Below are 12,531 nucleotides of genomic sequence, written 5' to 3'. Positions count from 1 at the left end.
CTTGTACTCAGTTCACTTCGACTGCTCCGCGAGCTTGAGGGCCTCCTCGACGAGGGTCTCCACGATCTTGGACTCGGGGACGGTCTTGATGACCTCGCCCTTGACGAAGATCTGGCCCTTGCCGTTGCCGGAGGCGACCCCGAGGTCGGCCTCCCGGGCCTCGCCGGGACCGTTGACGACACAGCCCATCACCGCGACCCGCAGGGGGACCTCCATGCCCGTCAGACCCGCCGTGACCTCCTCGGCCAGCTTGTACACATCCACCTGGGCCCGGCCGCAGGACGGACAGGAGACGATCTCCAGACCCCGCTGCTTGAGGTTGAGGGACTCCAGGATCTGCAGCCCCACCTTGACCTCCTCCGCCGGCGGCGCCGACAGCGAGACCCGGATGGTGTCACCGATGCCCTGGCTCAGCAGCGCCCCGAACGCCACCGCCGACTTGATCGTGCCCTGGAAGGCGGGACCCGCCTCGGTGACACCCAGGTGCAGCGGATAATCACACTGGGCGGCGAGCTGCTTGTACGCCTCGATCATGATCACCGGGTCGTTGTGCTTGACCGAGATCTTGATGTCGCGGAAGCCGTGCTCCTCGAACAGCGACGCCTCCCACAGCGCCGACTCCACCAGCGCCTCCGGGGTCGCCCTGCCGTACTTCTGGAGCAGCCGCCGGTCCAGCGAACCCGCGTTGACACCGATACGGACCGGCGTGCCGTGGTCCTTCGCCGCCCGCGCGATCTCCCTGACCTTGTCGTCGAACTGCTTGATGTTGCCCGGGTTCACCCGCACCGCCGCACAGCCCGCCTCGATCGCCGCGAACACGTACTTCGGCTGGAAGTGGATGTCGGCGATCACCGGGATCTGCGACTTGCGGGCGATCGTGGCCAGCGCGTCGGCGTCGTCCTGCGTCGGGCAGGCCACCCGCACGATCTGGCAGCCCGACGCCGTCAGCTCCGCGATCTGCTGGAGCGTGGCACCGATGTCCGACGTACGGGTCGTCGTCATCGACTGCACCGAGACCGGGGCGTCGCCACCGACCGCCACGGAACCGACCTGGATCTGCCGGCTCCTGCGGCGCTCGGCGAGCCTGGTCGGAACGGACGGCATGCCGAGAGAGACGGCGGTCATGACATCACTCCCGGTTTCCGCTGACCGTCTCGCGCATGGCGCGCAGCGACTCCTTCAGGGAGCCCATGGTGGCGAGCACGGCGGTCGGCTCGTAGCCGCAGTGCGCCATGCAGTTGGCGCAGCGCGGGTCCTTGCCGCGGCCGTACTTGTCCCAGTCGGTGTCCTCGATCAGTTCGCGGTACGTCGGCACGTACCCGTCGCTCATCAGATAGCAGGGGCGCTGCCAGCCGAAGAGGGAGTAGTTGGGGATCGCCCAGGCGGTGCAGGGGAAGTCGACCTTGCCCTCCAGGAAGTCGAGGAACAGGGGCGAGTGGTTGAGCCTCCAGCGGCGCCGGTTGCCGCCCGCGAAAGCCTTCCGGAACAGCTCGCGGGTCTGCTCCACGCCGAGGAAGTGCTCCTGGTCGGGGGCCTTCTCGTAGGCGTAGGCGGGCGAGATCATCATCTCGTCGACCTTGAGGTCGTCGTTGAGGAAGTCGAGCACCTCGACGACGGTCTGCGGGGTGTCGGTGTTGAAGAAGGTGGAGTTGGTGGTGACCCGGAAGCCGCGCCGCTGGGCCTCCTTGATCGCCTCCACCGCCTCGTCGAAGACGCCCTCCTTGGCCACCGACTCGTCGTGCCGCTCGCGCAGGCCGTCGATGTGCACGGCGAAGGCGAAGTAGGGCGAGGGCGTGAACTTGTCCATCTTCTTGCGCAGCAGCATGGCGTTGGTGCACAGGAAGACGTACTTCCGCTTGGCCACCAGCTGGCGCACGATCTCGTCGATCTGCGGATGCATCAGGGGCTCGCCGCCGGCGATGGACACCATCGGCGCGCCGGACTCCAGCACCGCGCCGACGGCCTGGGCGACCGGCATGCGCTGCTTCAGGACTCCCGCGGGATGCTGGATCTTGCCGCAGCCCTCGCACTTGAGGTTGCAGGCGAACAGCGGCTCCAGTTCGACGATCAGCGGGAACTTGTCCCGCCTGCGGAGCTTCTGTTCGGCCAGGTAGGTAGCGACCTTGATCGACTGGCGCAGCGGCATGGCCATCTGGGCTCACCTCCGGGGGAGCAGCAAAGAACGGTGCCATTCGAAGAAAGCGGGAAGGACGGAGCGAAGCACGCGGAAAGCTGATATTCCACCGCGCACCGTGCCGATCCGGACGAGTTCATGTTCTGGAGCGTCCACGACCACCCGGACGGCCGCAACCGGGCGCTCGCCCGCTCGTACGGCGCTCAGGAGCGTGGCGGCCGACTCCATGTCGACCGCGATCGCGCCGGTCGCGAGCAGCGCGGACCGCTCGCCGCCGCGCACGACGTGGTCGGAGCCGGTGAGCGGGCCGGTGTGCACGGTGCGGCCGGGCAGGGCCCGTGCCAGCTCCTTGACCAGCAGTTCGGTGCCCACGCACGGCGTGCTGCCGTACGGGTCGCGCGTCTCCTCGGCGACGACGAGATCGCCCGGGTGCATTCCGGGGGCGAGCCCGGCGCAGAAGCCGGTGGCGAGCACCGCCGCGCCCGCCAGGACCGGGTCGGCGAGGACCCGGGTCACGGAGCGCTCGGCGGCCCGCGGCCCCATGCCGGTGCGCAGGACGGTGACCGGCCCGCCGGCACCGCCGCGGTCGCCCATGCGCAGGGCCAGGTGCTCGATGCCGAGCGCGCAGGCGATCAGCAGCGGGACCGGAGCGGGCTTGGCCGTCATCAGCCCCCCTCGGCCTGTGCCGCGGGCCCGGCGAACGGGTCGCCGTGCACGTACCGGCCGAGCGCGGTGAGCGGGAACACCTGCCGGTACAGGTGGTAGTTGATGGAGAAGTCCCAGGGGAAGCCGGTGCCGGTGAAGTGCGGCTCGTCCCAGGAGCCGTCCTCGCGCTGGGTCGCGGTCAGCCACGCGACGCCGCGCTCCACGGCCTTGGAGTCCTGCTCCCCCGCGGCCAGCAGCGCGAGCAGCGCCCAGGCGGTCTGTGAGGCGGTGGACTCGCCGCGCCCGCTCCAGCCGTGGGTGTCCTGGTAGGAGCGCAGGTCCTCGCCCCAGCCGCCGTCGTCGTTCTGGACGCGCTCCAGCCAGCCGACGGCCCGGCGGACCGCCGGGTGGGAGCCGGGCAGCCCCGCCGCGGTCAGGGCGGGCACCACGGACCCGGTGCCGTAGATGTAGTTGACGCCCCAGCGCCCGAACCACGAGCCGTCGGGCTCCTGCGCGGCGAGCAGCCAGTCGATGCCGCGCCGGGTGCGCGGGTCGTGGGCGAGCCCCTCCACGGCGAGCATCTCCACGACGTGCGCGGTGACGTCGGCCGACGGCGGGTCGATGACCTCGCCGAAGTCGCAGAACGGCAGCCGGTTGGGGAACGGGCTGGTGTTGTCGACGTCGAAGGCGCCCCATGCGCCGTTGCGCGACTGCATCCCGAGGTTCCAGCGCACGGCCCGCCCGACGGCCCGCTCCAGCCGCTCGGGGTCGGGGTGGCTGACCCGGCGCAGTGCGAGGACCACCTCGGCGGTGTCGTCGATGTCGGGGTAGTTGTCGTTGTGGAACTCGAACGCCCAGCCCCCGGGCGGCAGTCCGGGCCGCTTCACGGACCAGTCCCCGAGACGGACGATCTCCTCGCCGAGCATCCAGTCGGCGGCCTTGACCAGCTGCGGATGGTCGGCTGGCACACCCGCGTCGGCCAGCGCGATGGTGGCCAGGCAGGTGTCCCACACCGGCGACTGGCATGCCTCGACCATCCGGGCGCCGTCCTCGCGCCACACGGCGAACCGGTCCAGCGAGGCCAGGCCCTCGCGCATCACCGGGTGCTTCAGGTCGTAGCCGAGCAGGTGCAGCGCGATGAGCGAGTAGACGGCCGGCGGCTGGATGCCTCCCCAGCAGCCGTCGTTCTCCTGCCGCTCGATGATCCAGCGGGCGGCGCTGTTCATCGCGGCGCGGCGCAGCCTGCGCGGGGCCACCTTGCGCAGGGCGTGCAGCGTCCGGTCCAGCCGCTGGAAGAGGCCGTCCCAGCTGGCCACCGGCGCGAAGGGCCTGAGCGGGTTGGGCCGGGCCGGATCGGTGTGCAGCTCGTCGAGCGGGAAGGGCGCCGGCCGCACCGGGCGCTTGGCGGAGACGATCGTCAGCGGGACGATGGTCTGCCGGGCCCAGCAGCCGAAGTCGTAGATGTTCAGGGGCACCCACGGCGGCAGGTAGATGATCTCCGGCGGGAGTTCGGGCAGGTCCTCCCAGTTCCACCAGCCGAACAGGGCCAGCCAGATCCGGGTGAACACCCGGGCCGAGGCGATGCCGCCGCGTTCCCGGACCCAGGCCGATGCCTTCGCCATGTGGGGTGCGTCGGGGGCGTCGCCGTCCAGCCGCAGGGCGACGTACGCCTCGATGGTGGCGGACAGTTCGCCCGGCCCGCCGTAGAAGGTGGACCAGGCGCCGTCCTCGCGCTGCTCACCGCGGATGAACAGGGCGGCGGCGCGGGTGGTCGCCTCGTCGCGGATGCCGAGGAACTGGCGCAGCAGAAGGTCCTCGGCGTCCATCGTGACGTTCGTCTCGAGGTCGCCCTTCCACCAGCCCTCCTCGTCCTGGCGGGCGAGCAGATGGTCGGTGGCACGCCGCACGGCGAGCTCGGCGGCCCGGTGGACCCCGGCCGTCCCGGGGACGGTGCTGTGTGTGTCGCTGGCCGCGGCAGCGCGGGGCGGCAGGGCCCCGGTGCTTCCGTCGGTCGTCGCTGTCATGGCTTCCCCTTCACTGCAGTCCTGCATGGCGTGCGTCTGCTGTGGGTCCGCCGTCGGCCGGGGCGCGCATCGGGCGCCTGCGGCCGGCGACTACGCGAGGGTTATTCGACCGATAGTGATCATCTCTTTCGTACGACGACGAAGTCGGCGAGCGCGGTGAACCGTTCCCGCACCCGCTCGGGCATGTCGACCGAGTGGAGGGCCTCGACGGCGACGGCGTGCTGGCGGCGGGCCTCCTCGGCGGTCCACTCGCGGCCGCCCGCCTCCTCGATGAGGGCGGCGCGGACGGCGAACTCCTCCTCGGAGAAGTGCGCGAAGTCGCTGCTGCGCGCGTCGGCGGCGAGCAGTTCGCCGAGCCGCTCGGAGGCGGCTCCGCCGGCCGCGAGCGCGGCGACGACCGGCAGCGACTTCTTGCGCTGGCGCAGATCGCTCCAGGTCTGCTTGCCGGTGGACTCCGGGTCGCCCCAGATGCCGAGCAGGTCGTCGACGGCCTGGAAGGCCAGGCCGAGGTGGTAGCCGTACTTCTCCAGGGTGTCGGCGGTGCGGTCGTCGGCCCCGCCGAGCACGGCGCCGATGGAGCTGGCGCAGGCCAGCAGGGCGCCGGTCTTGTTGCCCTCCATCTCCAGGCACTCCTCGACGCTGACCCGGTCGCGGTGCTCGTAGGAGATGTCCTGGGCCTGACCGTCGATCAGCGCCCGGGTGGCGGTGGTCAGCCGGCGGGTGGCACGGCCGGCCTCGACGGTGCCGAGCTCCAGCAGGATCTCGTTGGCCAGCGCGAACAGGGCGTCGCCGACCAGGATGGCCTGGGCGGGGCCGTGCACCTTCCAGACGGTGTCGCGGTGCCGGCGCTGCTCGTCGCCGTCCATCAGGTCGTCGTGCAGCAGCGAGAAGTTGTGCACCAGCTCCACGGCGACCGCGCCGGGGACGCCGACCTCGGGGGCGGCGCCGGTGACCTCGGCGGACAGCACGGCGAGGGCCGGCCGCACGGCCTTGCCGCCGTCGCCCTCGGTGGGCCTGCCGTCGGCGTCGATCCAGCCGAAGTGGTAGGCGGAAACGGTGTCCATGGGAGACGCCAGGCGGTCGACGGCCGCCCGCAGCACCGGTGTGGCCAGGGTCCGGCCGCGCTCCAGGAGCGCGGTCACGTCGACCGCGGTCTCTCGAGCGGCCGTCGAGGCCGGGGGCATGGTGGGCACAGTCTCTCCTCTTGTTGCGGTACCGGGGGTGCGGGGGCCTGCCGCGCGCGCGTCGAGTCTCATGCGGCCTCCTCGAACTCGAAGAGGTGGCGGGGGCGGGGCCGGCCCAGGGCGCCGAGCACGGCGTCCGCCGCGCTCACACCGCTGCGGACCGCACTCTCCATGGTCGCGGGCCACCCTGTGGCGGTCCACGATCCGGCCAGACAGAGGCCGGGGGCCTTGGTGCGGGCGCCGGGCCTGAACCGGCCGACGCCGGGGGCCGGGGCGAAGGTGGCGGTGCGCTCCCGGGTGACGAAGAAGTCCCTCACCTCGGCTCCGCGGGCCAGGGGCAGCAGCTTCTCCAGCTCGGGCAGATACCGCTCGCGCAGGGCCGCCACGGGTGCGTCGATGTCGTCCTGCGCGGCCGACTGGGACAGCGCCAGGTACTGGCCGCTCCTCAGGCCGGAGGCGTCGGTGCGGTCGAAGACCCACTGGACGGGGGTGCCGAGCGCCGCGAGGAACGGCGCGTCGAGCACGGTGCGGTCGTACACCACGTGGACGTTGAGGATCGGGGCGGTGCCGATCTCCAGCAGCCGCTCGGGCGCGTCGAGGGCTCCGCCGGGCAGCAGATCGTACGTCTCGCGCTGGGGCACGGCGAGCACGACCGCGTCCGCCTCGATGCTCTCGCCGGGAACATGAACGGTCCAACGCCCGTTCCCGTAAGGGGAGACGGAGGTGACGCGTGTACGGACCTCGGTACGCACGCCCGCGGAGTCGAGCGCCTTGCGGGCCAGCCCGTCGTGCAGTTCGCCCAGCGGGACGTGCGCCCAGCCGATGTCGGCCGCGCCCGGGTCGGACAGCAGACCGGTCTTGAACACCATCGCGGCCAGCCCCAGGGAGCAGTCGGAGGCGACCGCGTTGAGGGTGGCGACCCCGACCAGGTCCCACAGTGCCTCGACGGCCCGCGCCGACTGACCGTGCGCGGCCAGCCAGCTGCCGAAGTCCTGCGCGTCCAGGGCCGGATCAGCGAGGTCGAGACTCTTCAGCGCGAGGGCGGCACGGCCGACCCGGGCACGCTCGGCGAGCGAGAGATGCGGATAGGCGGCGAGGCTGCGCCCCAGGTGGAGCGGGACGGGCAGCGCGTCGCGCCGCAGTCTGCCGAGCCGTCGGCCCTCGGGCCGGGCCACGTCGAGGACGGGCACGTCGAGCCGGTTCTGGAGCGGGGCGAGGGTGGTGGCCTCGATCCGGTCGAGGAACCACCGGTAGGCGGTGCAGCAGCGCAGATACACATGCTGGCCGTTGTCGACGGTGAGGTCGCCGCGCCGGAAGGAGAAGGCCAGGCCGCCCAGCCTCGGTCTGCCTTCGAGCAGGGTGACGCGCATCCCGGCGTCCGCGAGCGCGAGCGCGGCGGTGATGCCGGCGAGCCCGCCGCCGACCACCACGGCATGCTTCCCCGGGCCGTCGGTGACGTCGGTGAGCAGCCCGTGCGGCCCTGTGCCGTCGGTCATCGTGCACCCTCCCCTGCGTGACCGCCGTGATGGTTGAACGATGCACTGCAAGCCACTGAAGTCAGGGACGCGGTCCGGCCGCGGAGGGTTGCCCGCCGCTTGCCGGCAGGAGGCTCGCCCCGGTTCTCGCCGGCCATCAGGCCCGCCTCCGGGCGGTCTGACGGAGCACATGGCGGGTGTCGAGTCCGGACAGCCCGCGGACGGCGACGTACGCCTTCTCCCGGCCGGGCAGCGAGACCCGGCCGCGCAGCACCGCCGCGGGGTCGCGCTCGATGCGGTCCAGGAGCCGGCGGTAGATGCCCGCCATGGCCGCGACGCAGGCGCCGCTGCGCCGGTCGAGCATGGGCAGCAGCCGGTAGCCCTCGGCGAACAGGGCTCGGGCCCGCCGGACCTCGAAGTGCACCAGGCCCGCGAAGTCGGAGCCCTCCGGCGGGGTGGGGCCGCCGAAACCGGCCGAGCAGCCGAACTTGGCGAGGTCGTCGGCCGGCAGATAGACCCGGCCGCCCTGGGCGTCCTCGCGGACGTCCCTGAGGATGTTGGTGAGCTGGAGCGCGAGCCCGAGCGTGTCGGCGTACTCCGGCGCGCGTTCGGCGCCGCGCGCCCCCGGTTCGGTGCCGAAGACGCCGAGCGAGAGCCGGCCGATGGCGCCCGCCACACAGCGGCAGTACACCTTCAGGTCGTCCCAGGTCTCGTAGGTCTCGCCGCGCACGTCCATCAGCACGCCGTCGATGAGCTCGTCCAGGCCGCCGAGCGGGATCGGGAAGACCTCGGCCGCGTGCGCCAGGGCCACCGCGACCGGGTCGGTGTCGTCCTCGTCGACCTCGCCCGCGCGCACCCGGGCCAGCATCGCCCGGGTGTCCTCCAGCCGGACCGCCTTGACGTCGTGCGCGAGCGCGCCGTCGCCGATGTCGTCCACCCGGCGCGAGAACGCGTAGAGCGCCGACATCGCCCGCCGCTTGGCCGTGGGCAGCAGCCGGATCCCGTACGCGAAGTTACGGGCCTGCTGTCCGGTGACGGTCTCGCAGTAGCTGTAGGCGGCGAGTACCGGTGCGGACGCGTGTGGTGCAGACTCCACGGTCCGGATCACCCCTCTCCTCGCAGGGTCACGCCCACCTCGCGCAGCAGCCGGAGCTTGCGGGGCCTCGGCGGGCCGGGAAGTACGTCGTGCTCGGCGGCGGCGATGGCGGCGAGTGCCGCCCTGCCTCCCGCCACGAACCCCGCGAGCAGCAGTTTCAGCCTGCCGTGGACGCTGCCCACCAGGGGGGCGCCTTCGTCCAGGAGATCGCGGGCACGCCGGGATTCGTGGGCGACCAGAGCGCGCACCGATGCGCCCGCGGTTCTCGCGGCGAGGTCCGCCTCCTGGACGTGAAAGCGTTTCATGTCCTCGGCGGGCAGATAGATCCGGTCGCGGCCGAGGTCCTCGGCGACGTCCTGGAGGTGCTCGACGATCTGCAGGGCGGTGCAGATCGCGTCGGAGCGGCGGACGCGCTCCGGGGTGGAGGTGCCGGTGACGGCGAGGACGAGACGGCCGACGGGGTTGGCGGACAGCTCGCAGTAGGCGAGCAGGTCGTCGAAGGTCTCGTACCGGGTGACCAGCTGGTCCTGGCGGTTGGCGGCGATCAGGCCGAGGAACGGCTCGGGGGTGAGGGCGCGGCGGCGGACGGTGGGCCGGAGCCGGCGCAGCAGGGGGTGACGGGGTGTGCCGTCGAAGACCCGGCGCAGGTCCTCCTCGAAGGCGTCCAGCAGAGCCAGGCGGTCCTCGGCCGCCCCGGGCGGGACGCCGAGGAGGCGGGCGTCGGCGCCGCCGGGGGTGAGGTCGCCGTCGCCGATGTCGTCGACGAGCCGGGCGAAGCCGTAGACGGCCATGAGGTCGGTGCGCCAGTCGCGCGGCAGGAAGAAGGGGGCCACGGGGAAGTTCTCGGCCGCGGCCTTGGCCAGGGTGTCGCGCTCGGGGTCCCCGGTGCGCGCCGTGTCTCTTCCGGTCACCGTTCGCTGCCCTGGGCGTGGACGGCGCATGCCTCGCGGAGCCGGGGAGTTTCCGTAGCCATTGCCGTCACATCTCCCGTTCTACACTGCGGACCCAATACACACTATTTCGGACACGCCGCCCGGTGCTCGCCGCGGCGTCCCGGTGGGCGGTGTCGCGCATTATCGCCCCACTTGCCGCGATTGGGCACCCGTACAGCTTACGTTGTACAACGCGGTACGGACCGAGGGGGTGTCCCGCACATCACAAGACAACACCGATTGCCGCCCAAGATTCCTGCGGGCAGCCGGAGTTGACGTTTCCTTTGCTCGTCCGCGCACGGGTCCCGCGCCGGTCCACGCACGTCCGGGCCCCGCCGGAGCGGTTCCGGCGGGGCCCCGAACGTCACCCGGTCACTTGCCGGTGAACTTCTCGTACTCCTTGAGCACCTCGTCGGTGGGGCCGTCCATGCGCAGCTCACCGCGCTCCAGCCACAGCACCCGGTCGCAGGTGTCGCGGATCGACTTGTTGTTGTGGCTGACCAGGAACACCGTGCCGGCCTCCTTGCGCAGCTCCCGGATGCGCTCCTCGGAGCGCTTCTGGAACTTGCGGTCACCGGTGGCGAGCGCCTCGTCGATCATCAGGACGTCGTGGTCCTTGGCCGCGGCGATGGAGAACCTGAGCCGGGCCGCCATGCCGGAGGAGTAGGTGCGCATCGGCAGGGTGATGAAGTCGCCCTTCTCGTTGATGCCGGAGAAGTCGACGATCTCCTGGTAGCGCTCCTTGATCTCCTCGCGGGACATGCCCATGGCGAGCCCGCCCAATATGACGTTGCGCTCGCCGGTGAGGTCGTTCATCAGGGCCGCGTTCACGCCGAGCAGGGAGGGCTGGCCGTGGGTGTAGACCTTGCCCTTCTCGGCGGGCAGCAGGCCGGCGATGGCCCTCAGCAGCGTGGACTTGCCGGAGCCGTTGGAGCCGATCAGACCGACCGCCTCGCCCCGGTAGGCGACGAAGGACACACCCTTGACGGCGTGCACCTTGCGCACACCGCACTCCTCGCCGCGCTTGAGGATGCGGCTCAGGGCGGCGGTCGCGCTGCCCTTGCCGCCCTTGGCGCCGTTGACGCGGTAGACGATGTGCAGCTCGTCGGCGATGACGGTGGGGATGCGCATCTCAGCCACGGCCGTACCTCTCCTCCGCCTTCCAGAAGTACACGAAGCCGCCCACCGCGAACAGCACGGCCCAGCCGGCCGCCGCCGCCCACACGTGGTCGGGCAGGTTCTGGGAGCCGTAGCCGTCGATCAGCGCGAAGCGCATCAGGTCCATGTAGATCGCGGCCGGGTTCCACTGCAGGACGTCCGCCAGCCACTGCGGCTTGTCCTGGAGCATGATCGGGATGGAGAACATCACGCCGGACGCGTACATCCAGGTACGCATCACGAACGGCATCAGCTGTGCGAGGTCCGGGGTCTTGGCGCCGGCCCGGGCCATGATCAGGGCCAGGCCGGTGTTGAACAGGAACTGCAGCGCGAGCGTCGGGAAGATCAGCAGCCACGACAGATCCGGGTAGCTGCCGAAGGCGCAGGTCACCGCGACCAGCACCAGCATCGAGAACAGGAGCTGCTGGAGCTGCTGGAGGGAGAAGGAGACCGGCAGCGAGGCGCGCGGGAAGTGCAGCGCGCGCACCAGGCCGAGGTTGCCGGAGATCGCCCTGACGCCCGCCATCACCGAGCTCTGCGTGAAGGTGAACACGAACACGCCGGTGACCAGGAACGGGATGTAGACCTCGCGGGACATCCCGCGGTCGGCCTCCAGGATGACACCGAAGATGAAGAAGTAGACGGCCGCGTTCAGCAGTGGCGTGACCACCTGCCACAGCTGGCCGAGCTTGGCCTGGCTGTACTGGGCGGTCAGCTTCGCCTGGGAGAAGGCCAGGATGAAGTGCCGGCGGCCCCAGAGCCGACGGACGTACTCGACGAGCGAGGGCCTGGCGCCGCTGACGGTCAGGCCGTACTTCTCGGCGAGCTGGGCCGCCGACATGGACTCGTCGGGGGACGGGGGCGCGGTCACCGCGACTCCTCCGTCCTGGGTGGTCTCACTCACTAGTGGAAACTTTCGTCTTCGATGTGCACAGCCGGTGCGGGGAAGAGGCGGGCCGGGTGGCCCGGACGGGCCCCGGCACCGGTGCTCCCAGGGTCGAGCTTGTCAGATCACCGGGGGCCGGCCCAGTCGGGTCAGCCGCCACACCGTACGCCACCTCATCGGCCTGCGGGGTCCGCAGGGCGTGGTCCAGCCTTCCCGGAATCCGCCGAACCACGCCTTCAGCGCGGGCCGCGAGGGACGGCGCAGCAGGGTCAGCAGCAGCCAGACCCCGAGGTAGACCGGGACCAGCAGGGCGGGAAGATTGCGGCGGGCGAGCCAGACCCGGTTGCGGGCGACCATGCGGTGGTAGACGGCGTGCCGCGAGGGCGCGGTCGTCGGGTGGTACAGCACCATGTCGGACCGGTAGTCGATCATCCAGCCGGCGTCGAGGGCCCGCCAGGCCAGGTCGGTCTCCTCATGGGCGTAGAAGAACTCGTCCGGCAGGCCGCCGACCTCGCCGAAGACCTTCGTCCGCACGGCGTTGGCGCCGCCGAGGAAGGTGGTGACCCGCGAGGAGCGCATCGGGTCGGAGGCGCGCAGCCGGGGCACGTGCCGGCGCTGGGTGACGCCGGTCTCGGGGTCGGCGATGCGGAAGCTGACGATGCCGAGCCGGTCGTCGTCGGCGAAGGCCCGCCGGCACAGCTCGGCGGTGTCGGTGCGGGCGAGCAGGCCGTCGTCGTCGAGGAAGAGCAGCACGTCGACCTCGCTGCCGCCCGGGCCGAACGCCTCGATGCCGACGTTGCGGCCGCCGGGGATGCCGAGGTTCTCGGGCAGCTCGACCGTGCGGACGCCCTCGGGGACCTCCGGCACCGGGGAGCCGTTGCCGACGACGACGACCTCGACCGGGGCGCCGTCCTGCTTGGCGACCGAGTCGATCAGGGCGCACAGCTCGTCGGGGCGGTTGCCCATGGTGATGATCACCGCGCCGACCTTCACCGGG

General features: G+C 71.6%; 12 protein-coding genes. All 12 read right to left on the bottom strand.

Going from position 1 to position 12,531, the window contains the following annotated elements; all coding sequences use genetic code 11:
• Positions 1 to 12: 12 nt before the first annotated feature.
• Positions 13 to 1,125 (bottom strand): flavodoxin-dependent (E)-4-hydroxy-3-methylbut-2-enyl-diphosphate synthase, encoded by a 1,113-nt coding sequence (gene ispG / locus ACIQGV_RS34025; protein WP_402501771.1) that lies wholly within the window; start codon positions 1,123 to 1,125, stop codon positions 13 to 15.
• Between the two features lie 4 nt (positions 1,126 to 1,129).
• Positions 1,130 to 2,152, bottom strand: coding sequence for an adenosyl-hopene transferase HpnH (gene hpnH, locus ACIQGV_RS34020; protein WP_402501768.1), 1,023 nt, complete (start codon positions 2,150 to 2,152; stop codon positions 1,130 to 1,132).
• 6 nt (positions 2,153 to 2,158) lie between these two features.
• Positions 2,159 to 2,800 carry a 1-hydroxy-2-methyl-2-butenyl 4-diphosphate reductase gene (locus tag ACIQGV_RS34015; RefSeq protein WP_402501765.1) on the bottom strand — a complete coding sequence of 214 codons (642 nt, stop codon included), beginning with the start codon at positions 2,798 to 2,800 and terminating at the stop codon, positions 2,159 to 2,161.
• A complete protein-coding gene (gene shc / locus ACIQGV_RS34010; protein WP_402501763.1) occupies positions 2,800 to 4,803 on the bottom strand; it encodes a squalene--hopene cyclase in 2,004 nt (667 codons plus the stop codon). Before shc ends, ACIQGV_RS34015 begins: the two co-directional genes overlap by 1 nt.
• Before the next feature lie 119 nt (positions 4,804 to 4,922).
• Entirely contained in the window at positions 4,923 to 5,987 is a 1,065-nt protein-coding gene (locus ACIQGV_RS34005) for a polyprenyl synthetase family protein (protein ID WP_402501937.1), read from the bottom strand.
• A gap of 68 nt (positions 5,988 to 6,055) precedes the next feature.
• On the bottom strand, positions 6,056 to 7,483 hold the full coding sequence (gene hpnE, locus ACIQGV_RS34000; RefSeq protein ID WP_402501760.1) for a hydroxysqualene dehydroxylase HpnE: 1,428 nt from the start codon (positions 7,481 to 7,483) through the stop codon (positions 6,056 to 6,058).
• On the bottom strand, positions 7,480 to 7,620 hold the full coding sequence (locus ACIQGV_RS33995) for a DUF6380 family protein (RefSeq protein ID WP_402501758.1): 141 nt from the start codon (positions 7,618 to 7,620) through the stop codon (positions 7,480 to 7,482). The genes hpnE and ACIQGV_RS33995 overlap by 4 nt, the downstream gene beginning before the upstream one ends.
• On the bottom strand, positions 7,620 to 8,570 hold the full coding sequence (gene hpnD, locus ACIQGV_RS33990) for a presqualene diphosphate synthase HpnD (RefSeq protein ID WP_402501756.1): 951 nt from the start codon (positions 8,568 to 8,570) through the stop codon (positions 7,620 to 7,622). The genes ACIQGV_RS33995 and hpnD overlap by 1 nt, the downstream gene beginning before the upstream one ends.
• Positions 8,567 to 9,469, bottom strand: a complete 903-nt coding sequence (gene hpnC / locus ACIQGV_RS33985) for a squalene synthase HpnC (RefSeq protein ID WP_402501753.1) — start codon at positions 9,467 to 9,469, stop codon at positions 8,567 to 8,569. Before hpnC ends, hpnD begins: the two co-directional genes overlap by 4 nt.
• 393 nt (positions 9,470 to 9,862) lie before the next feature.
• A complete protein-coding gene (locus ACIQGV_RS33980) occupies positions 9,863 to 10,621 on the bottom strand; it encodes an ABC transporter ATP-binding protein (RefSeq protein WP_402501935.1) in 759 nt (252 codons plus the stop codon).
• 1 nt (position 10,622) lies between these two features.
• A complete protein-coding gene (locus ACIQGV_RS33975) occupies positions 10,623 to 11,552 on the bottom strand; it encodes an ABC transporter permease (protein ID WP_402501751.1) in 930 nt (309 codons plus the stop codon).
• Positions 11,553 to 11,654: 102 nt separating this feature from the next.
• Positions 11,655 to 12,527 (bottom strand): glycosyltransferase family 2 protein, encoded by an 873-nt coding sequence (locus ACIQGV_RS33970; RefSeq protein ID WP_402501932.1) that lies wholly within the window; start codon positions 12,525 to 12,527, stop codon positions 11,655 to 11,657.
• Between the last annotated feature and the right edge of the window lie 4 nt (positions 12,528 to 12,531).

Source organism: Streptomyces sp. NPDC093094 (assembly GCF_044754345.1).
Lineage (GTDB): Bacteria > Actinomycetota > Actinomycetes > Streptomycetales > Streptomycetaceae > Streptomyces.
The sequence above is the reverse complement of the archived record's forward strand: the minus strand, read 5'-3'. Positions and strand labels throughout refer to the sequence as shown.